Raw genomic sequence first — 20,314 nt, 5'->3', positions numbered from 1 at the left:
AAGGGGGAGGCGACGACGGCGGAAGGACGCTGCTCGCGGGCGCGAGAAGCTCAGCCTTCCGCCCGGCGAGCTCGCCGCGCGGGGCGCTGCGCGGCGGCGTGCCGGCCCGCCCCACTCTGCGGCGCGATGTAGCCGGTCCGTTCCTCGACCATGTCGTGCAGCTCCTGTTCCCGTTCGCTCATCCCGGCGCGCACCTCGGCGCCGAACGAACCGACGGCGCCGGCCAGCTCGCGCACGGCCTCGCCCAGGTTCGATGCTAACCCCGAGGGAGTGACCTGACGAGCCGTTTCCCCGGCCTTGCGGGTGAGCGCGACGCCGGCGAGCACGCCGACGCCGAGCCAGAACAGACGCTTCACTTCTTCCTCCGGCGAGCGGGTCGCTGGGCCTTCGCTTCCTGCTTCTTGCGGCGCGCGCGGATCGCCTTGCTGATCCCGTAGGACAGCGCGGCGGTCTTCACGAGCGGGCCGCCGAGGGTCGCGGTGAACACCGAGGACAGCGCCGACACGTTGCCCGTGACCGCCTGCGCGTTGGCGGTGATCCCGTCGACGCGCTCGAGCTGGGTGTTCACGTGCGTGATCGTCTCGTTGGCGCCCAGCAGGATCGGGTCGCTGTTCTCGTGGGCCTTGCGGATCGCGATCGTCGCCTCGTCCAGCGTGCGGCCGAGCTTGAGCAGCGGGATCGCCAGCAGCAAGACCAGCACCACGAATGCTCCTGCGGCGATCAGCGCGGCGATCTGCCCTGCCGACACGGGCCCTCCTCGGGGTTGCACGGGTCTTCGGTGCCAGTGAGGTTACCGCCTGGCCAGCCGTTCGGCGGTGTCGCCCCGCCGGTCGGTCACTCAGCGCAGCCGAACCGGTTGCGACCTGCGGTTGTGCCCCGAGCCGAACCCTCCACCGGGCGAGCCGGCGGAGGGTTCGGGTGGTGGTGATCAGTCGTCCTGTTTGGCCACGGCCCGGTACAGCACCGCCATGTCCTCCTCGCCGTGGCCGGCGTCGACGGCGGCCTGCAGGTGGGCCAGCGTCGCCGCCGCCCCGGCCACGTCGACCGCGTCCCCCGCGGCCTCCACCACCAGCCGCGCGTCCTTGGCGGCCAGCGCGGCGGGGAAGCTCGTCGGGTAGTCACCCGAGAGCATCAGCGGGCCCTTCATGCGCGCGTAGCCGACGTCGAAGCCGGTGCCCTCCATGACGTCGAAGAACAGCTGCGGGTCGACGCCCAGGGCGCGGGCGAGCGCGAGGCTCTCGGCCGTGCCGTTGGTCAGCGCCAGCACCCAGGCGTTCATCACGAGCTTGAGCCGTGTGGCGGTGCCCGGTTCGGTGCCGAGCCAGCGCGTGCGCGAGCCGACGGCGTCGAAGACCGGCGCGGCGGTCTCGTGCGCGTCGTCCGGACCGGCGGCCAGAACCTGCAGCTGAGCCTGCTCGGCGGGGACCTTCGTGCCCATCACCGGGCAGTCGACGAACACGACACCCGCCTTCTCGGCGGCCTCGGCCAGCGTGGCGACCCACTCCGCGCCGACCGTGCTCATCCGCAGCCAGACCGTGCCGGCCTTGACTTCGGCGGCGGCGAAGACCTCGGCGACCGTGGGCCCGTCGGACAGCATCGTGACGAGCACGTCGGCGCCCGCCGCGGCTTCGGCCGGCGTGTCCGCGACCGTGGCGCCGCTGGCGGCCAGCGGTTCGGCCTTGCTGCGCGTGCGGTTCCACGCGCGCAGCGAAACGCCGGCGCGGACGAGGTTGGCGGCCATCGGGTGGCCCATGATTCCGGTGCCCAGGAAAGCAACAGTGGTCATGGTTCCATCGTGCCCGCCGGCACCCCGGCCCGCAGGCGGGACCCCGCGGCTCACGCCTGGTGGCTAAGCACGGGCCAGGTGGACGCGCGCCCGGCCACCAGCTCGTCGAAGCCGGGGAACTCGGTGGCGCGCAACGGCTCGGCCCACGGTGCCGCCGAGCCCGACGCCGGGTGGCGCACGCGGATCGTCACGTGGCCGGGGTTCGAGCCGCCGTCGTGCCAGTGGCGGGTGTGCGCCGGGATGCCGAGCAGGTCACCGGGCTCACACAGCACGGCGTGGACCTGGCGGCCCACGTGCAGGTACCAGACGGCGGAGCCGGTCACGAAAAACCGGTCCTCGTCGCGCGGCAGGCTGCGTTCGGCCGTGCCGAAGTCGCCGGTCAGCACGTCGACGGCGTGGTAGCCCACGGCCGCCGTGCGCGAGTCGATGCGGTCCTGGAAACGGGCGAGCACCTCGGACTCGCCGGCGCCGGGCATCGGCCCGTCCACCGGCCAGCGGGCGAACTCGATCCCGATGCGGGCCAGCTCGGCCGTGATCGTCCCCGGGTCCTCGGTCCGCAGCAGCACATGCCCGGGCTGGTCGTCGGGCCACACCGTCAGCAGCGTCATCGCCACCCCCTCCGTCGCCGGGAATCAACCGGCCTGACGGCCGGACATTCCCGCTCTCGCCGTTATACGGAAGAAAGTGGCGACGTTCACGGGAGTATCACCGAGCGGGATCGAGGGGGAACCAACACTGCCCTGGCGGGGCAGTTGATCACCTTACCCGCAGTGAAGTGCGCAAACTCGGCTATAAACCGCGAGTATACATGGCACGTGTAGTCGACTGGCATGTCGATCGGTCACGCGCTGCCGGAAGCCGGCCCGCGGCACGGCTACGACCGCGAGCGGACCTGCGGCGACCAGTTCGGCCGGCACCGTCCGCTGCACTACGGGCAGGCCTGCTCGACGTTGTCGCGGCGGTTGAAAAACGGGCTCGCCGGAATCGCGGGTGCCGGGGCCGTCCGCGGGCCGGACCGCACGCCCTCGTCACGCTCGTGACCGCCCTGCGCACCGCCGTGCGGCCCGACTCCACCCGGACCGGGTGAGCGCTACTGCCGCTCGTCGCGGATGGTGCGGCGCAGACGGGGCACGCGCTCGGCGAGCGGGCGTTCGCCGCCCCGCTGGGTGGGTTCGTAGTAGTCCCGGCCGACGAGTTCGTCCGGCGGGTACTGCTGGGCCAGGACGCCCTCCGGGACGTCGTGCGGATAGCGGTAGCCCTGCGCGTTGCCGAGCTTCTTGGCGCCCGCGTAGTGGCCGTCGCGCAGGTGCGGGGGCACGGTGCCGGCGAGGCCGGCGCGGACGTCGGCCAGTGCGGCGTCGATGGCGGTGACCACGGCGTTGGACTTCGGCGCCGTGGCGAGGTGGATGGTGGCCTGCGCGAGGGCGAGGCGACCTTCGGGCATGCCGATGAACTGCACGGCGTGGGCGGCCGCCACCGCCGCCTGCAGCGCCGTCGGGTCGGCGAGGCCCACGTCCTCGCTCGCGTGGACCACGAGCCGGCGCGCGAGGAACCGCGGGTCCTCCCCCGCCTCGATCATGCGGGCCAGGTAGTGCAGCGCGGCGTCGACGTCGGACCCGCGGATGGACTTGATGAACGCGCTGATGACGTCGTAGTGCTGGTCGCCGTCGCGGTCGTAGCGCACGGCCGCCTTGTCCACAGTGGACTCGACGGTGGCGAGGTCGATCGTCTTGGCCTCGGTGGCCGACGCGGCGTCGGCGGCGGCCTCCAGCGCCGTGAGCGCCCGGCGCGCGTCGCCGCCCGCCAGGCGGACGAGGTGGCCGCGGGCCTCGTCGGTCAACGTCAGCTCGCCGCCCAGGCCGCGTTCGTCGACGAGCGCGCGGTCGAGCAGCTTCACGATGTCCTCGTCGGTCAGCGGCCGCAGTTGCAGCACCAGCGACCGCGACAGCAGCGGGGACACGACGGAGAACGACGGGTTCTCGGTCGTCGCCGCCACCAGCAGCACCGTGCGATCCTCGACCGCGCCCAGCAGCGCATCCTGCTGCGTCTTGGAGAAGCGGTGCACCTCGTCGATGAACAGCACGGTGTTCTCGGCGTTGTACTGCCGGCGCCGCCGCGCCTCCTCGATGACGCCGCGGACTTCCTTGACGCCCGCCGACAGCGCGGACATCGCGACGAACCGGCGTCCGGTCGCGATCGACACGAGGTTGGCGAGCGTGGTCTTGCCCGTGCCCGGCGGGCCGTAGAGCAGCACGGACGCCGGCGCGGCCCCCTCCACGAGGCGACGCAGCGGCGCGCCCTCGCGCAGCAGGTGCTGCTGGCCGACCACCTCGTCGAGCGTGCGCGGCCGCATCCGCACGGCCAGCGGCGAGCTCGCCGGATCGGCCTGCGGTTCCACGCGCGACTCACCACCGCTCGCGCGGGTCGGTTCCGGTGGCGGCCCCAGGTCGGGGTTCACCGTGAAGAGTTCGTCCTGTGCCACGCCGTTGACGTTAACCGACCACCCCGACAACTCCGCTTGCCCGGCCCGCGTACGCGCGCTACCGTGGATTTGACCAGATGAGCGAATCCGGTCACGAGGTCAAACCGAGGAGGTCGGGTGCCCGACGAGCCGAACCGCGAACGCGCCGACCGGATCCTCGACGCGGCGTCCGAGCTGCTCGTGCGCTGGGGCTCGCGCAAGGTCACGATCGAAGACATCGCGCGCCGCGCAGGCATCGGCAAAGGCACCGTCTACCTGCACTGGCGCACCAAGGACGCGCTGTTCGAGGCCCTGCTGATGCGAGCGTCGATCACGCTGCTCGAAGGGTCCGCGGCCCAGCTGCGCGACGACCCGCGCACGGTCGTGCCGCACCGCTACTTCCGCTCCACGTTCCTGCTGACCGTCCGCGACCCGCTGCTGTCGGCCATGCTCACGAACGACACCGAGCTGCTGGGCCACTACGCGCTCACCGCCACGGAGACCCGGCAGGCCGCTGCGGAGACCACCGAACGCACCTGGGACCTCTGGACGGGCAACGGCTTCCTGCGCGACGACGTCGAGAACCTGCGCTTCTCCCTCGCCGCCGCGGCCAGCGGCTTCTACCTCTACAGCAACGTCAACCCGGAATACGCGGACGTGGCGCTCGAGGCCAAGGCCGACTCGCTCGCCCACGTGATCCGCGCCGGATTCGAGCCACCGCACGGACCCGACCCGGCCGTGGTCGAGCGGGCGGCCACCGAACTCCGGGTGGTGCTCGAGACCTACGTCTCGGCGTGCCACGCGGCGATCTACCCAGGGAAATCCACCAGCGAGGCCGGCTGATCCCGGCCCCACCCGACAGATTGGGGCTGTCGCACCATGAGCACCGCACTTCCCGAAGCCTGGACCATCCACGAAGGACAGTTCTGGCTGCGGGGCGAACGACCCGCGAACGCCGTGGAGTACAAACCCGAGCTGGGCACGTGGAACGTCTACGGCCACCCGGAGGCCCACGAGATCCTGTCCGACCCGGCCACGTTCTCCTCCGACACCGCGCGGCTGCTGCCCGAGAAGACCCTCGGCGACACCAAGGAACTCTCGGCCGGCAACCTGCTGCAGCTGGATCCCCCGCTGCACAACAAGATGCGCAAGCTCGTGAGCCGCGCCTTCACGCCGAAGGTGGTGGCCGACCTCGAGCCGCGGATCGCCGAGCTGACCCACGAGCTGCTCGACGAGGCCGCCGGGCGCGACCACCTCGAGCTCGTCGCCGACCTCGCCTACCCGCTGCCCGTGATCGTCATCGCCGAGCTGCTCGGCGTGCCGGCGAGCGACCGCCACCTGTTCCGCGAGTGGGTGGACCGGCTGTTCGAGAGCCCGGAGCAGTTCTCGCTCACCGACGAGTCCGAGGAACAGCAGAACCGGCTGAAGGAGCAGCTGGCCGTGAGCCGCAAGTTCACCGACTACCTCGGCGAGCACGCGGACGAGCGCCGGCGGAACCCGCGCGAAGACCTGCTCACCAAGCTCGTCGAGGCGGAGGTCGACGGGGAACGGCTCACGCGCTCGGAGATCGTGAACTTCGCCCAGGTGCTGCTGGTGGCCGGGCACATCACCACCACGATGCTGCTGGGCAACACCGTGCTGTGCCTCGACGCGTTCCCCGAGTGGGACGCGCGCGTGCGCGCCGACCGCGCCTTGCTGGCGCCGGTGATCGAGGAGTCGCTGCGGTACCTGTCGCCGTTCGGGGCCGTGGCGCGCGTGACCAACCGCGAGGTGGCGGTCGGCGGCACCACGATCCCGGCCGACCAGATGCTCATGGTCTGGGTCGCCGCGGCCAACCGCGACCCGCGCGTGTTCGCCGAGCCGGACTCGTTCGACCCGACGCGCGAGGACATCACCCACGCGCACCTGGCGTTCGGGCGCGGCATCCACTTCTGCATCGGCGCGCCCCTCGCGCGGCTCGAAGGCCGCACGGCGCTGAACATCCTGCTCGACCGCTACCCCTCGCTGCGCACCATTCCCGGCGAGCCGCCGGCGTTCCAGCCGAACCCGGCGATGACGGGCGTGACGAAGCTGCCGCTGAGCGTCTGACCCCGCATTGCGCCGCCGGCGAACACCACTCGCCGGCGGCGCCGCGGCAGGCAGAATCGCGGAATGGTGTCCTCAGTCGCGGTCCTGTCCGACATCCACGGTGTGCTGCCCGCCCTCGACGCCGTGCTCGCCGAGCCCGACGTGGCCGCAGCCGACGTGGTCGTGCTGTGCGGCGACCACGCCGCCGGTCCCCTGCCGCGGCAGACGCTCGACCGGCTCGGGGCGCTCGGCGAACGCGCGGTGTGGGTGCGCGGCAACGCCGACCGCGAACTCGTGTCGCTCGCGGGCGGTGGCACCACGAACATCCCCGACCCGATCGCGCCGTGGGCCGCGGCTCAGCTGCGCCCGGACCAGGTCGAGCTGCTCGCCGCGCTGCCACTGACCGTCACGCTCGACGTCGACGGGCTCGGCGAGGTGCTGTTCTGCCACGCGACCCCCCGCGACGACGAGGAAGTCGCCCTCGTCGACAGCCCGCTGACGCGCTGGGCGGAGGTGCTCGGCGGCGTCACGGCGGAAACCGTCGTGTGCGGGCACACGCACATGCCGTTCGTGCGGCTGGCGGACCGCACGCGGATCGTCAACCCCGGCAGCGTCGGAATGCCTTACGGCACAACGGGTGCGCACTGGGCCCTGCTCGGCCCCGGCGTGCAGCTGCGCCGAACCCCCTACGACACCGCGAAAGCGTGCGAGGTCCTGGCGAAGTCCGAGTACGCCGGCATCGAAGAATGGGCCGGCTACTTCGTGCGCAACCCGGTGTCGGACGCGGAAGCGTTGCGCGTGTTCAGTCCACGCGCTCGCGGAACGAACGCCACATGATCGCCACCGCGTAGGGCAGGAACTCGCGCCCGCGGCGCCACAGCCACGGCACGCCCCGCGCGACGAGCCACACGACGTGGCTCGCCGTGCTCGGCTGAACGCCGCCGGAGCAGGTCAGGCTCACCGGTTCCGGCACGGCGAACCCGGCTTCGGCCAGCAGCACGGTGAAGCCGAGCGCCAGCATCCGGTGCCCCAGCTCCGACGGGTGCAGCCGGTCGACGCTCCACGACGGCAGGTCGTAGGCGCCGGGCATCGCGTCGAGGTCCAGGCACGGCACGCCTTCGGCGGCCACGACCGCGTCGATGACCTCGTTGAGCTCCGCGACGCGGGCGCTCAGCGCGCGCTTGATCGACGGCGGCAGGCGGAACACCTTGCCGTGGTCGTGGAAGCGCACGGGCACCAGCAACGTGCCGTGGGCGGCGAGCGTGCGGATGAGCTCGGTGAGGTCGGCGGAGATCTGCGCGGCATCGAAATCGGGCCGCAGCGTGTCGTTCATGCCGACCACCAGCAGCGCGACCTCGGGCCGGAACTCCAGCACGGCCGGCAGCTGCCGGGTCAGCACGTCCTTCATCCGCGCGCCTTCGAACGACGGGTTGAGGTACCCGCCCACGTCCACCCCGAGCGCGGCGGCGGCGAGCGGCCCCACCCCGCGCCAGCCGCCCCGGTTCGGCAGCGGGTCACCCAGACCCACGGCGGTGGAGTCCCCCAGCATGGCCAGCCGGCGCGCGCGGCGCGGCCGGTCGGCCGGCGCGGCGTCGGTGGTCTGCCGCTGCGGCGCGGGATCGGCGGGTTCGGGGAAGCGGGTGACTTCGACGCTGATCACGGTCACGCAGAAGACCATCCGGCACCGAAACTCACCTGCGGTGATGACCAGGTAACGCGGCATGGACGGGGGCTGAAACTCTTGGCATGTCCTGCCCGCCCGGTGGGGTCGGGATTGCCGGTTTCCCGTGTTCACCCGCGCGAACCGGGATTTTTCGGGTGAATCGGGCTAGCGGAAGGCGGGGTAGAACGCGAGGTCCGCGTGCGGCCCCAGCCGCGCGCCGAGCGCCGCGGCCACGCGCTGCGCGTGCTCGGCGATGTCGGTGAGGCGCGCGTACCCCGCGTGCTTCGCCAGCTCACGCCACCACGTGACGAGCGCCGCCTCACGGCTCACGGGTGTGGCGTGGCGGCTGAGGTCGAGCTTGGGCAGCGTCTCGCGCGTGATGAGCCAGACCATGAGCAGTTCGCTGACCGTGAGCTGCGTGGCGAGCTCCTCGTCGTCGGCGAACGAGGGCCACACGGACACGACCTCGGCGCGCCAGGCCGCGATCATCGCCTCGCTCATGCCCGCGGGCAGGGCCAGCGCGTCTTCGCAGGAGGCGAACGGCAGGCGCAGGTACGCGGCGTCGACCAGAGCCGTGCGCACGCGGCCGCGTTCGAAGTCGAGGAACCGCACGCCGGAGCCGGTCACGAGGTTGTTGTCCGGGCTCAGGTCCACGGGGCTGAACGCGCGGAACGACGCCGAGCGCGCCTGCGCCACCGCCTGGGCGACGCGGTCTCGGATCGGGTCGGAGACCACCACGTCGAGCAGGTCCGCCAGCATCGGCGGCACCTCGGCGGTGAGGTCGGCGAGACCCGCGTCCTGGTTGCGCACCGGGCCGCCGAGGCGGCGCAGCAGCGCGTTGAAGTCGGCTTCGCGGCTGGCGGTGCTCGCGTGCAAGCGCCCGAGCGAACGGGCCCACGACAGCAGCGCGCGCTCGGCCGCCCGGGAATCGCGCGAGGCGAGCTTGTCCTGCAACGTCGGCGCGCGGCCGAGATCCTCGATCACGAGCACGCGATGGCGCCCGTCGTGGGCGAGCAGCTCGGGGCACATGCGCTCGTCGGGCGACAACGCCGTGAAGAGCTGGTAGCTCACGGCCTCCTGCGCGAACGGGTCGGCCTGGCCGGGCTCGGGCGGGTCGGGGTAGTGCTTGATGACGAGCGTGCGCGGCAGCGCGAACGACGACGACACGACCCGGGCCCGCACGACCGTGGCCGGTCCACTGCCCTCGAGTCCTTCAGGTGACACCAGGGTGATCGCGCTGCCGAAGCGGCGTGAGAGCACCGCTTCGCCCGCCGCGACCGCCGCGGCGACAGCGAGCTGCCCGGCTCCTGCCCCGACGCCCGCGTCGCCGGCGGAGGAGGTGTCGACTGTCATTGGCACCGACCCTACTCGTGACTGAGCAACCATGACCACAGTGATCCGGGCAAGAACCCGCGAACCGACGCGTAGTTCATCACCCGCGTGAAAGCGGACGTAACAGGGCGCCGGAACGTTGCTTGCGCCGTCGAAGTATCAGCACAATGGCCGCAGCGAGCACGATCCCGAGCAGGTTCACGGACAGCTGCAGCAGCGAAAACCCGGCGCGGTCCCAGCGCCCGGCGACCGCGGCGACCATCGTGTAACCGGCGGCGGGCACCGTGGTCACGGAGATGAAGACCCCGACCAGCACGGCGGACCTCGCCGACGTCATCGCGAGCATCCCGGCGGCGCCGGCGAGCAGCGCGACCACGAACGAGGCCGCGCCGACCTGGTAGACGAAGTCGACGTTGTAGTTGTCGAGGATGCTCGTCGGGTCGAAGAAGCCGAACACGCTCCCCAGCAGCACCGCCACGCCCGTGACCAGCATGGCCACCGGGAACCCCACGGCCAGCGCGAGCGCCGCCCGGCGGACGAGGTCCCAGCGCCGCAGGACCAGGCCCACGGCGACGGCGGCCAACGGGCCGAACTCGGGGCCCACCACCATGGCGCCGACGACCGTGATCGGCGAGTCGGTGACCACGCCCGTGGCCGCGAGCAGGCACGCGATCGTGAGGAACGCTTGGAACGTGAGGGTCCAGCGCGACTCCTCGCCCGTGCGGCCGAGCAGCTCCTGCCAGACCATCGCGTTGGCGCCCTCGCCGGGTGTGGCCTCCTCGGCGGCGTCGGCCGCGTCGGACACCGCGGTGTCGAGGTTTTCGAGTGTGATGCCGCCGGTGCGGTCGAGGTGCAGCGCGCACAGCGCGTCGACGATCTCACCCGCGGCTTCGCGGGCCACGTCGGCCTCCACGAGGTCGCCCTCGGGCGCGAGGGCGACCCCGTGGTGCACCACGAGGTGTGCGGTCCCGGAGTGTGCTCGCAGGTAGGCGAGCACATCGGGGGTCCGCTCGGGCGGGCACAGGGCCCTGAGATGGAGCATCAGCCCTGGGGCTGAGCCGGTTTCGCGCTCTGGGGCTCGGCGGCCGTGGCCTCGTTCTGGAGCTTGGCGTCCTGAGGCTTGGGGCCCTGCGGTTTGGCGTCGATCCCGGCTTCCTTGCGCTGCTGCGCCGTGATGGGCGCGGGCGCGGCCGTGAGCGGGTCGTAGCCGCCGCCGGTCTTGGGGAAGGCGATGACGTCGCGCAGCGAGTCGGCCTTCGCCAGCAGCATCACGATGCGGTCCCAGCCGAACGCGATGCCGCCGTGGGGCGGCGGGCCGAAGGCGAACGCGTCGAGCAGGAAGCCGAACTTCTCCTGGGCTTCCTCCTCGCCGAGGCCCATCAGCGCGAACACGCGCTTCTGCACGTCGCCGCGGTGGATACGGATCGAGCCGCCGCCGATCTCGTTGCCGTTGCAGACGATGTCGTAGGCGTAGGCCAGGGCGGCACCCGGGTCCTGCTCGAACTTGTCGACCCACTCCGGGGTGGGCGAGGTGAACGCGTGGTGCACGGCGGTCCACTTGCCCGAGCCGACGGCCACGTCGTCGCCGATGTCCTCGACCGGCGCGAACAGCGGCGCATCGACGACCCACACGAACGACCAGGCGTCCTCGTCGATGAGGCCGAGGCGCTTGCCGATCTCGTCGCGCGCGGCGCCGAGCAGGCCCTGGGTCGTGGCGGTCTTGCCGGCGGCGAAGAAAATGCAGTCGCCGGCCTTCGCGCCGGCGGCCTTGGCCACGTTCTCACGCTCGGCCTCGGACAGGTTCTTGGCGACCGGGCCGCCGAGGGTGCCGTCCTCGTTCACGAGGATGTAGGCGAGGCCACGGGCGCCGCGCTGCTTGGCCCACTCCTGCCACGCGTCGAGCTGGCGGCGCGGCTGGTCGGCGCCGCCGGCCATCACGACCGCGCCGACGTAGGGGGCCTGGAACACGCGGAACGGAGTGTCGGCGAAGAACTCCGTCATGTCGGTGATCTCGAGGTCGAAGCGCAGGTCCGGCTTGTCGGAGCCGTATTTGGCCATGGCCTCGTGGTAGGTGATGCGCGGGATCGGGCGCGGGATCTCGTGGCCGATCAGCTTCCACAGCGCGGACACGATGTCCTCGCCGAGCTTGATCACGTCGTCCTGGTCCACGAAGCTCATCTCGATGTCGAGCTGCGTGAACTCCGGCTGGCGGTCGGCGCGGAAGTCTTCGTCGCGGTAGCAGCGCGCGATCTGGTAGTAGCGCTCGAGGCCGCCGACCATGAGCAGCTGCTTGAACAGCTGCGGCGACTGCGGCAGCGCGTACCAGGAACCGGGCTTGAGGCGGGCCGGCACGAGGAAGTCGCGGGCACCCTCGGGGGTGGAGCGCGTCATCGTCGGCGTCTCGACCTCGACGAAGTCCTGCTCGTCCAGCACGGCCCGCGCCGCGCGGCTGACCTGGCTGCGCAGGCGCATCGCGGCCGCCGGACCGCTGCGGCGCAGGTCGAGGTAGCGGTACCTCAGGCGCACCTCTTCGCCGACGTCCACCCGGTCGTCGATCGGGAACGGCAGCGGCGCGGCCTCGGAGAGGACCTCGAGCTCGGTCACGAGGACCTCGATCTCGCCCGTGGGGATCTCGGCGTTCGCGTTGCCCTCGGGCCGCTTCGCCACCTCGCCGACGATCTTCACGCAGAACTCCGACCGCAGCGCGTGCGCGCGCTCGGCCATCTCGCCCTCGCGGAAGACCACCTGGGCGACCCCGCTGGCGTCGCGGAGGTCGATGAAGATGACTCCGCCGTGATCGCGCCGCCGCGCCACCCAGCCGGTGAGGGTGACGGTCTGACCGGCTTGCCCGGCACGCAGGGTACCGGCTTGATGAGTGCGGAGCACTGCGACTGCTCTCCTTAGCCCACGGGTTCGTCGACGGGTTTTCGCCGAACACAGAGGCTAACGAATGGTGGGGAGGCGGCGGCGACCAGGTTTGACTCGGTGTTGTCCCTACCGTGCGAAGCACGCGGAGGTCTGGGTCCGCGGCGTCGGCGATCCCGCCATAGCGACCGCCACGCTCGCCCGTCGAGGGCTCGCCGAGGCTGGACAACGCCCCTGCGAGCACGACTGAGCGATCAGGGCCCGGTCTTTGCTGCCGGGGCCGGTCTTACTGACCCCAAGGGTGCAGGGCGCTCCACGTGCCACTGGCCACTTCGAAGACCAAGTTCGAGCCTTCGAAGACCTCCTCGGCGTTCTCCGGGTGCAGGTTTCCGAAGCGTTCGGCGCACAAGTCGACCTGCAACAGCCCATCGAAGCGGGTGAACTGCGGGGGATCGTAGAGGACCCAGGTGGTGGTGACGCTCTCGTCGATGCGGAACCGTCGCACGCCGAACAGGTCCAGGGATACCGGTTCCCAGTGGAGCTCCTCGCTCAGCACCATGGCGTCGATCACGAGTCTCGCCGCGCGTGGAGGTGTTGCATACCGCCCGAATTCCTGATCAAGGACCACACGGCGGAGGACGGAGTCGTGAAACGCGTAACGGTCCAGCAACGCCGCGACCCCATCCTCGGTCAACGGGTGTGGTCCGAGCCTCTGCTCCGGCACCGACACCGGCGGCGTGTAGTCCACTGTGCTCCTTCGCCTTCCGGCGACCCGCCGTGCCCACGACAAACGCCGACGTTCGGCATCGACGGCGCAACCGCTGTGGCCGTCACGACGAAACCGATGCAATCACACCATTCGACGGGCAGTGGCGACCGCTCAGGGACACCGTCTCGCCGAGGAGCGGTGGCCCGGCCGTTCGGGCCGCCGGCCGGGCCACCGTTTCGGCCACACTGGGCCGGGGAAGGCCGGCCGGTGGGTCGGGCGAGCCAGGTGGGTCAGAGCAGGCGGAGCTGCACGGCGGGTGGTGGGGTTTCCACAACTCGGTGCAGGTGCGGACAACTCGGCTCGAGTCGGTCATACGCGGAGCGTTGACGAGGCCGCAGGAGCAGCCACGGGCGTGGACGCGAGTGAGGGTGGCGGGCACGAGTCATGGCGCGAGTGAGGGCGGCGGGTCTGGGCGCAAGTACGGGCGCGAGTTCAAGCGCAAGCCCGCGCACCGGGGGAAGGACGGTGACCCGGCCGTTCGGGGAGCGTGCCGGCCGGGTCACCGCTGCTGAGCGCGCCGGCCGGGGAAGGCCGGGCGGCGCGCTCAGAGCAGGCGGAGCTGTTCGGCGGGTGGTGGGGTTTCCACCCGGGGCTCCGGGACTTCGGGCTCGGCGGCCATGCGGGGGTTGTAGCCCGTTTTGGGCGCCAGGCCGTGGCGGCGCAGCAGGGGGCCGACGCGTTCGCCGAGCTGCTGGCGGTAGGCGCGGTCGACGTAGCTGCCGCGGGCGTAGAGGCGTTTGTAGCGCGGCACCAGCGCGGGGTGGTTGCGGCCGAGCCACGCGGCGAACCACTCGCGCGCGCCTGGGCGCAGGTGGAGGGGGATGGCGGTGACGCTGTCGGCGCCCGCGTCGGCGAGTTCGGCGAACAGGGCGTCGAGGGCTTCGACCGAGTCCGTCAGGTACGGCAGCACCGGGGCGACGAGCACGGAACACGGCAGGCCGGCCGCGCGCGCCTTGCGGACGAGGTCGAGGCGCGCCTGCGGGCTCGGTGTGCCGGGTTCGAGGCGGCGTTGCAGCTCGCGGTCGAGCAGTGCGATCGACACGGCGAGGCTCACCGGCACGTCTTTCGCGACCGACTCCAGCAGCGGCAGATCGCGGGTGAGCACGGTGCCCTTGGACAGGATCGACAGTGGCGTGCCCGAATCGGCCAGGGCGCGGATGATGCCGGGCATCAGGCGATAACGGCCCTCGGCGCGCTGGTACGGGTCGGTGTTCGTGCCCATGGCCACGTGCTCGCGCTGCCAGCTGGGCCGTTTCAGTTGCGCGGCAAGGACTTCCGGCGCGTTGACCTTCACCACGACCTGGGTGTCGAAGTCGTGGCCGGCGTCGAAGTCGAGGTAGGTGTGGGTGTTGCGGGCGAAACAGTTGTGGGACACCATGCCGTCGGCCACGAAATCGCCGGTCCCGGTGGTGATGTCGAACAGCGGCAGCTCCAGGCCGAGCGACTCGACGGACGTGACGACACGCCGCACGGACCCGATCGTCGTCCCGTCGAGAGAGCGCTTCCACGCGACGGCCGGATCGGTCAGGTGCAGGAACCGCAACACTTCCCCGGCGCCGCCGGTCAGCCGCGCCTGCCGCCGGCCGGCGTAGTCGCGGTGGCCGACCGTCTCGTACTCGAACGAGAACCGGTCCAGTGCGGCGAACATCGCGTCGACCACGTCGGTCTCGTCGTGCGCGATCGACAGCACCCCGCGCCGGTACGCGCCCGCCAGGTCGAACAGCCCGGCGAGGAACCCGCGCGCCCAGTGCGCGTCGGGCTTCGGCGGCAGGCTCATGAACCCCACGGACGAACCGAAATCGGGCAGGTACCGCAACGCCCGTGCCGCCGCGTCCTTCTCCGCCTCGAAGCCGCCGGAGCGCAGCATCCCGCACAGGTAACCGGCGCGGTAGCCGAGCGTGTCGTCGGGCGTGCGCACGAACCTGCCCCCGCCGACCAGCTCGGTGCCCTCGACGAGGTGCGGCCGCTGAGCCGCGCCGAGCTTGCTGCCGGTGACGTACTTCCAGCCGCGCGCGCTGAGGAACCGGTGGTCGGGCCCGGTGACGAGCGCCGTGCCGTCGTCGAGCGTCACGCGGTACGCCTCGCGCACCGTCGTCCAGTGAGCCAGAACATCGGTCGGCACCAGCCGCCGCGCGACGCCGTGGCCGCGCGTGCCGAGGATCCGCTCCCCCACCTGCAGGTCGGCGATCGGCTTCACGCGCCCGTCGGCCATCAGCACGGGCGTGCCGCCTTCAAGGCAATACGTGCACGCGTGGGAACACCCGCGATACGGGTTCACGGTCCACCGGAACGGCACCTGCGACCCGTCCGGCACGCGGTTCAGCACGGACTTGGCGTGCACCTCGTGAAAGGTGACGCCGTCGAACTCCGGTGACCGCACGGACCGCAGCAGCCCGTCCAGACCAGGCAGGATCGGCTCGCCCTCCCCTGCTCGTTGTCGTTCCCATCGCACCCGTCCAGTCGAACACATGTTCTATCGAGTGTCAAACAGGTGTTCGAACGCTCACGCCGGCCGAGCCCGGCCGCGTCAGGAGGGCACACGTGTGAACGGCCGCTACACGGAAGCGGCGTTCTCCGCTGTGGCACCACTCTTTCGCGTTGAGAACCGCCGGGCCGACTTCCACCGATGTCGACCCGGCGGCGCCCGCAAACCCCCAAGACCTCAGATCGGGAACCGGTCCAACGCCCGGATCTTGTTCGTCGCGTCCAGAGCCGCGACCTTGTACGCCTCCGAGAGCGTCGGGTAGTTGAACACCGCGTCCACCAGGTAGCCGACCGTGCCGCCGCAGCCCATGACGGCCTGGCCGATGTGAACCAGGTCCGTGGCGCCCGTGCCGAAGACGTGGACACCCAGCAGTTTGCGGTCCACTGTGGACACCAGAAGTTTCAGCATGCCGTAGCTGTCGCCGGTGATCTGGCCGCGCGCGAGCTCGCGGTAGCGGGAGATGCCGACCTCGTACGGCACCGAGGAGGACGTCAGCTGGGCTTCGGTGGCGCCGACGTAGGAGATCTCCGGGATCGTGTAGATGCCGATGGGCTGCAGGGCGCCGAGGCCGTTCGTGGGTTCGCCGAACGCGTGGTACGCGGCGAGCCGGCCCTGGTCCATCGAAGTGGCGGCGAGAGCGGGGAAGCCGATGACGTCGCCGACGGCGTAGATGTGCTGCACCTCGGTGCGGTAGTGCTCGTCGACCGACAGCCGGCCGCGTTCGTCGGCCAGCAGGCCGGCGTTTTCCAGGGCGAGCTCGTGGGTCATGCCCTGGCGGCCGGCGGAGTACATCACGCCGTCGGCGGGGATGCGCTTGCCGCTGACGAGCGTGGTCACGGTGGTCTCGTCGGAGACCGCGACGTTCGCCACCTTCTCCCCGAACCGGAACGTGACGCCGAGGTCCCGCAGCTGGAACTTCAGCGACTCCACGATCTCCGGGTCGCAGAAGTCGAGCATCTGGTCGCGCTGCTCGACCACCGTCACGCGCGAGCCGAGCGCGGCGAACATCGACGCGTACTCGATCCCGATCACCCCCGCCCCCACCACCACGAGCGACGACGGGATCGCCTCGAGCCGCAGGATCTCGTCGGAGTCGAGCACGCGCGCGGCGTCGAAGTCCACGTGCGCCGGGCGCGCGGGGCGCGTGCCGGTGGCGATCACGATGTGATCGCCCGACACCGTGCGCCGGTCGCCGACGTGCTTGCCCTCGACGAGCACCGTGTGCGGATCGGCGAAAGACCCCGTGCCCGGCACGAGGTCGATGTGGTTGCGCAGCAGCTGGGCCCGGACCACATGGACCTCGCGCCCCACCACGTGCTGGGTTCGCGCCATGAGGTCGGCGATGGTGATGTCCTGCTTCACGCGGTAGCTCGCGCCGTAGAGCTCGCGCTGGTTCATCCCCGTCAGGTAGAGGACCGCCTCGCGCAGCGTCTTGGACGGGATGGTGCCCGTGTTGACGCACACCCCGCCCACCATGTCGTGGCGATCGACGACCGCCACCTTCTTCCCCAGCTTCGCGGCCGCGATGGCGGCCTTCTGCCCACCCGGGCCCGAGCCGATGACGATCAGGTCGTAGTCGTGTTCGCTCACGGTGTGAGCCTGCGCACTCACCCCCCGCACCGCAAGCCCTGGCCCGCGCCGCCACGCCGCATTAACGCCGCGTTCGCGCGCGGCTGCCCCGAACGGCCCAAGGCCCGAGCGTCAAGACCGGTCGAGGTCCCGTTCGCAGCGCAGCCGAAGCGTCGTGCTCCCCTGCGCGGCCGCCAGTTCCACCGCCGTCTTCAGGCGGATCCGGCCCTGCTCGCGCCCGTCGTAGGCGGAGCGCAGCCGCAGCACCTCCGGGAGCCACCAGAGGTCGTCGCGGGCTTGGCCGACGACCAGCGCCGCGTCGAGGGCGGCGCGGGCCGGGCCGGGCCGGTCGTGGCGGGCCAGGAGGTCGGCCTGCAGCGCGAGCCAGTAGGGCATGCGGGCGAGCGAGCCCTCGGCCTTGAGGTTGGCGACGCCGCGGCGGATGTCGGCGAGGCCGTCGGCGTCGCCGCGCACCCAGCCGCCCAGGACGAGGCCCCATTCGCGGTAGTAGGCGAAGCCGTAGCGGCCGCAGAGCCCCCGCAGCTCGGCCGAGAGCTCCGTCACCTCGTCGAGATCGCCGCGCATCTGGTGGGTGATGCCGGCGTACGCGAGCGCCACGGCGAGGCTGTACGGGTGCGTCATCGTGCGCGCCAGGCTCACGGCCTCGCGGCAGCTGCGGAGCGCTTCGTCCTCGTGGCCCAGCAGCCAGTGCGCGTGCGCGGCCCAGGCCAGGCTGTGCACCTCGGGGCGCGTGCCGATGGGCAGCGACGGCGCGCCGCGCGTGAGGCGGGCGGCGAGGTCGAAATGGCGCAGCGCCTCCCCGGGCCGGCCGAGGCTCACCGACGAGCCGGCGAACGCGAAGTGCGCGGAGCCGTTGAGCTCGTCTTTGGTGCGGTCGTCGTCGACGAGCTCGAGCGCGCGTTTCGCGGCCTCGTGCGCGCGGGCGGTGCGGCCTTGCACGAACCGCGACGTCCACAGCCCGACCAAGCCGACGAGCGTGGAATCCTGCTGCCCCAGGCGTTCCGCGAGCACGATCGAGCGTTCGAGGGCCCGCTGGAGGTCGGGGGACGCGTAGCCGAGCCGGGCGTTGAGCGGGCCCGACAACGCTTCGAGCACCTCCAGCTCGCGGCGGTCCGTCTCCGGCCCGGCGGGAGCGCCGGCGAGCAACGACAGGGCTTCGCGCAGCAGCCGGATCGCCTCGCCGTGGGCGAAGGTACCGGCCGCGAGCTCGGCGGCCCTGCGGTAGAACGCCACGGCGCGGTCCGGCCGGCCGCCGCGGGCGTACTGCTCGGCCAGCTGCGCGGAGACGGAACCGGTGTCGCCCGGGTGCAGCAGTTCGAGGCTCTGGGCGAGCCGGCGGTGCAGCAGCCAGCGCCGCGCGCGGGTCACCTGCCGGTAGGCGGCGTCGCGGAGCAGATCGTGGGAGAAGTCGTAGCCGTCGCGGAACTCGCGCAGGATCCGCAGCCGCCACAGCTCGTCGACGGCGCGCACCACGGCTTCGGCGTCGAGGTCGCTGGCCTCGGTGAGCAGGTCGAGGGAGAAATCGCGGCCGACGGCGGCGGCCAGGCCCGCGATCTCCCGGGCGTCGGGGCTCGGCTGCTGCAGGCGTTCGGTCAGCACGGCGTCGAGGTCGCCCGGCGGCCCGCCGGAGCGCAACGCCTCGACCACGGACAGGGGGAAACCGCCGGTCGCGGCGTGCAGGAGGGTGAGCTCGTCGCCCGAAGGCAGGAGGCCGGAGACGGACTCGGCCAGGCGCGCGGTGTCGTCGCGGTCCAGCGGGCTCAGGTCCACTTCGGACAGCCGGCCGGTGGCGCGCAGGCGTTCCGTCCAGCCGGCCAGCGTGCCGTCGCCGGGATCCGACCGCTGCGTCGCGGCGAGCAGCAGTGGCGCGCGCGGTTCGAGACCCAGGCAGAAGAGCAGGAACGCCAGCGTTTCCTGATCACACCACTGCGCGTTGTCGAGCACGAGCAGCGTCGGCCGGCCGGCGCCGGTGAGGGCGCGGGCGAGGCCTTCGAAGAAGCGGTGCCGCTGCCACGCGTCGGCCACCGCGCGCACCACGGGCGCCGGTCCGCTGTCCTTGCCGGCCGGCACGAGCCGGTCCACTTCGGCCCGCCACACCGGCGCGAGCGTCGCCAGAGACGGCTGGAGGACGGGGTTGCGCAGCCAGTCCGCCACCGGGGCCAGCGCGAGCCGGCCCGACGTCCCGAAACACTGTGTCCCCGCCACAACCGCGCCCTGGCTGCGGGCGAGCCGGGCCAGCTCGACGACGAGCCGCGTCTTGCCGACCCCGGCTTCACCCCGCACGAGCGCCACCGACGGCTGCCCGCGCGCGGCTTGCTGCCACCGTTCCCGCAGCCGGGTGAACTCGCGGGTGCGGCCGACGAGCCGGGATTCACGGCTGGGCACGGCGTCGGCCAGCAGCCGCCGCAACGCCGCCTGTGTGGCCCGGTCCGGCACCACGCCCAGTTCGCGTTCGAGCACCGCCGCGCACTGGTGGTAGGTGCTCACCGCCCCCGCGCGGTCGCCGAGGTCGGCCTGCAGCTCCATCAGCGTGCGGTAGCCCAGCTCCTCCAACGGCCGCAGGCGGATGCGGCGGCGGGCGGTCTCGGCGGCGCCCGCGAGGTCACCGAGCCGGCACTGGGCGTCGCCGAGCAGGTCGCACAGCGACACGCACTGTTGTTCCAGCTCGGCGCGAGACGCGAAGAGCCACTCGTCGGCCAGGCCGGGCATCAGCTCGCCGCGGTACTCGGCCAGCGCCGCGCCGGCGTGCGCCCGGACCTCCTCGTCCTCACCCGCCGCGAGCGCGGCCCGGCGTTCGGCGTCGAACACGCGCACGTCGACGCGGCAGTGGGGCGTGTCCTGCCAGGACAGATCCGTCGCCGTCGCGATCAGCGCCGAGTCCTCACCCAGGACCTGGCGCAGGTGGTGCAGCTCGCGGCGCAGGTTCGTCCGGGCCTGCGCGGCGGAGGAATCGGGCCAGAACAGCGACGCGATCCGCTGCCTCGGCTGCGGCAGCCCCGCGTGCGTCACCAGGTAGCCGACGAGCGCGATCGCCCGCGGCGACCGGGTCACCGCCGGCCCGGTCGCCCCGTGGGTGACCGACTGCGCGCCCAGCAGCGACACGTAGAGCATCCCGGAGTGCCTCCTGCCCAGGCACGGTAGTCGGGCGCGCGCCGGCGGTGGGCGCACCGGATGACCGCCGCGCGCCGGGTCGGCCCGCCGGTCTGCATTGGGCTGGCGAGAAGTCCTTGTGGAACGCCGAAAAATCGGCGGCCACTCCCCCGACCCCGGCAAAAAACTCGTCCGCCCGGGCACCG

General features: G+C 72.1%; 17 protein-coding genes. 4 read left to right on the top strand and 13 right to left on the bottom strand.

Annotated features, from left to right (window positions below; genetic code table 11):
• Window positions 1-50 precede the first annotated feature (50 nt).
• The 4 genes from AB0K15_RS09355 to AB0K15_RS09340 form a co-directional block, all read right to left on the bottom strand.
• Entirely contained in the window at window positions 51-356 is a 306-nt protein-coding gene (locus AB0K15_RS09355) for a hypothetical protein (protein ID WP_364047558.1), read from the bottom strand.
• The gene (locus tag AB0K15_RS09350; RefSeq protein WP_364047556.1) at window positions 353-748 is read right to left on the bottom strand and encodes a DUF948 domain-containing protein; all 396 of its coding nucleotides are present in this window, start codon (window positions 746-748) and stop codon (window positions 353-355) included. Before AB0K15_RS09350 ends, AB0K15_RS09355 begins: the two co-directional genes overlap by 4 nt.
• Before the next feature lie 180 nt (window positions 749-928).
• Window positions 929-1,786: an NAD(P)-dependent oxidoreductase gene (locus AB0K15_RS09345; RefSeq protein WP_364047554.1), complete on the bottom strand. Its 858-nt coding sequence runs from the start codon at window positions 1,784-1,786 to the stop codon at window positions 929-931.
• A gap of 50 nt (window positions 1,787-1,836) precedes the next feature.
• Window positions 1,837-2,394 (bottom strand): cupin, encoded by a 558-nt coding sequence (locus AB0K15_RS09340; protein ID WP_364047552.1) that lies wholly within the window; start codon window positions 2,392-2,394, stop codon window positions 1,837-1,839.
• A 222-nt stretch (window positions 2,395-2,616) separates the two neighbouring features.
• Here AB0K15_RS09340 and AB0K15_RS09335 point away from each other — a divergent pair, with 222 nt between their 5' ends.
• Window positions 2,617-2,826 (top strand): hypothetical protein, encoded by a 210-nt coding sequence (locus AB0K15_RS09335; RefSeq protein WP_364047550.1) that lies wholly within the window; start codon window positions 2,617-2,619, stop codon window positions 2,824-2,826.
• A 50-nt stretch (window positions 2,827-2,876) separates the two neighbouring features.
• Here the strand turns inward: AB0K15_RS09335 and AB0K15_RS09330 are convergent, their stop codons facing one another.
• Window positions 2,877-4,268, bottom strand: coding sequence for a replication-associated recombination protein A (locus AB0K15_RS09330; RefSeq protein ID WP_364047548.1), 1,392 nt, complete (start codon window positions 4,266-4,268; stop codon window positions 2,877-2,879).
• 117 nt (window positions 4,269-4,385) lie between these two features.
• On the opposite strand from AB0K15_RS09330, the gene AB0K15_RS09325 reads away from it, so the two are divergent.
• The 3 genes from AB0K15_RS09325 (at window position 4,386) to AB0K15_RS09315 (ending at window position 7,151) form a co-directional block, all read left to right on the top strand.
• Window positions 4,386-5,090 carry a TetR/AcrR family transcriptional regulator gene (locus AB0K15_RS09325; protein WP_364047546.1) on the top strand — a complete coding sequence of 235 codons (705 nt, stop codon included), beginning with the start codon at window positions 4,386-4,388 and terminating at the stop codon, window positions 5,088-5,090.
• A gap of 36 nt (window positions 5,091-5,126) precedes the next feature.
• Complete coding sequence (locus AB0K15_RS09320; RefSeq protein ID WP_364047544.1) at window positions 5,127-6,335, top strand: cytochrome P450; 1,209 nt, start codon at window positions 5,127-5,129, stop codon at window positions 6,333-6,335.
• Between the two features lie 63 nt (window positions 6,336-6,398).
• Complete coding sequence (locus tag AB0K15_RS09315) at window positions 6,399-7,151, top strand: metallophosphoesterase family protein (protein WP_364047542.1); 753 nt, start codon at window positions 6,399-6,401, stop codon at window positions 7,149-7,151.
• Here the strand turns inward: AB0K15_RS09315 and AB0K15_RS09310 are convergent.
• The 8 genes from AB0K15_RS09310 to AB0K15_RS09275 form a co-directional block, all read right to left on the bottom strand.
• Complete coding sequence (locus tag AB0K15_RS09310) at window positions 7,117-7,992, bottom strand: SGNH/GDSL hydrolase family protein (RefSeq protein WP_364047979.1); 876 nt, start codon at window positions 7,990-7,992, stop codon at window positions 7,117-7,119. The genes AB0K15_RS09315 and AB0K15_RS09310 overlap by 35 nt on opposite strands.
• Before the next feature lie 150 nt (window positions 7,993-8,142).
• On the bottom strand, window positions 8,143-9,330 hold the full coding sequence (locus tag AB0K15_RS09305; RefSeq protein ID WP_364047540.1) for a phosphotransferase: 1,188 nt from the start codon (window positions 9,328-9,330) through the stop codon (window positions 8,143-8,145).
• Window positions 9,331-9,409: 79 nt separating this feature from the next.
• Entirely contained in the window at window positions 9,410-10,351 is a 942-nt protein-coding gene (locus AB0K15_RS09300; protein WP_364047538.1) for a DUF389 domain-containing protein, read from the bottom strand.
• On the bottom strand, window positions 10,351-12,195 hold the full coding sequence (aspS, locus tag AB0K15_RS09295; RefSeq protein ID WP_364047536.1) for an aspartate--tRNA ligase: 1,845 nt from the start codon (window positions 12,193-12,195) through the stop codon (window positions 10,351-10,353). Before aspS ends, AB0K15_RS09300 begins: the two co-directional genes overlap by 1 nt.
• 265 nt (window positions 12,196-12,460) lie before the next feature.
• The gene (locus AB0K15_RS09290; protein WP_364047534.1) at window positions 12,461-12,922 is read right to left on the bottom strand and encodes a hypothetical protein; all 462 of its coding nucleotides are present in this window, start codon (window positions 12,920-12,922) and stop codon (window positions 12,461-12,463) included.
• A 565-nt stretch (window positions 12,923-13,487) separates the two neighbouring features.
• Entirely contained in the window at window positions 13,488-15,395 is a 1,908-nt protein-coding gene (locus tag AB0K15_RS09285) for an intein-containing Rv2578c family radical SAM protein (RefSeq protein ID WP_364047532.1), read from the bottom strand.
• 210 nt (window positions 15,396-15,605) lie between these two features.
• Window positions 15,606-17,018: a Si-specific NAD(P)(+) transhydrogenase gene (gene sthA, locus AB0K15_RS09280; protein WP_364047530.1), complete on the bottom strand. Its 1,413-nt coding sequence runs from the start codon at window positions 17,016-17,018 to the stop codon at window positions 15,606-15,608.
• A 111-nt stretch (window positions 17,019-17,129) separates the two neighbouring features.
• Window positions 17,130-20,129, bottom strand: a complete 3,000-nt coding sequence (locus AB0K15_RS09275) for an AAA family ATPase (protein ID WP_364047528.1) — start codon at window positions 20,127-20,129, stop codon at window positions 17,130-17,132.
• Between the last annotated feature and the right edge of the window lie 185 nt (window positions 20,130-20,314).

This window comes from Amycolatopsis sp. NPDC049253 (genome assembly GCF_040678995.1).
Taxonomy (GTDB): domain Bacteria; phylum Actinomycetota; class Actinomycetes; order Mycobacteriales; family Pseudonocardiaceae; genus Amycolatopsis.
Note: the sequence above shows the minus strand (reverse complement) of the source record. Positions and strands in the feature narration are given on the sequence as shown.

Bases quoted from the DNA above. Each gene is read 5' to 3' on its own strand.
- AB0K15_RS09320 (WP_364047544.1), top strand. From the start codon at position 5,127: ATGAGCACCGCACTTCCCGAAGCCTGGACCATCCACGAAGGACAGTTC.
- AB0K15_RS09310 (WP_364047979.1), bottom strand. From the start codon at position 7,992: ATGGTCTTCTGCGTGACCGTGATCAGCGTCGAAGTCACCCGCTTCCCC.
- AB0K15_RS09345 (WP_364047554.1), bottom strand. From the start codon at position 1,786: ATGACCACTGTTGCTTTCCTGGGCACCGGAATCATGGGCCACCCGATG.
- AB0K15_RS09340 (WP_364047552.1), bottom strand. From the start codon at position 2,394: ATGACGCTGCTGACGGTGTGGCCCGACGACCAGCCCGGGCATGTGCTG.
- AB0K15_RS09300 (WP_364047538.1), bottom strand. From the start codon at position 10,351: ATGCTCCATCTCAGGGCCCTGTGCCCGCCCGAGCGGACCCCCGATGTG.
- AB0K15_RS09335 (WP_364047550.1), top strand. From the start codon at position 2,617: ATGTCGATCGGTCACGCGCTGCCGGAAGCCGGCCCGCGGCACGGCTAC.
- AB0K15_RS09275 (WP_364047528.1), bottom strand. From the start codon at position 20,129: ATGCTCTACGTGTCGCTGCTGGGCGCGCAGTCGGTCACCCACGGGGCG.
- AB0K15_RS09315 (WP_364047542.1), top strand. From the start codon at position 6,399: ATGGTGTCCTCAGTCGCGGTCCTGTCCGACATCCACGGTGTGCTGCCC.
- AB0K15_RS09305 (WP_364047540.1), bottom strand. From the start codon at position 9,330: ATGACAGTCGACACCTCCTCCGCCGGCGACGCGGGCGTCGGGGCAGGA.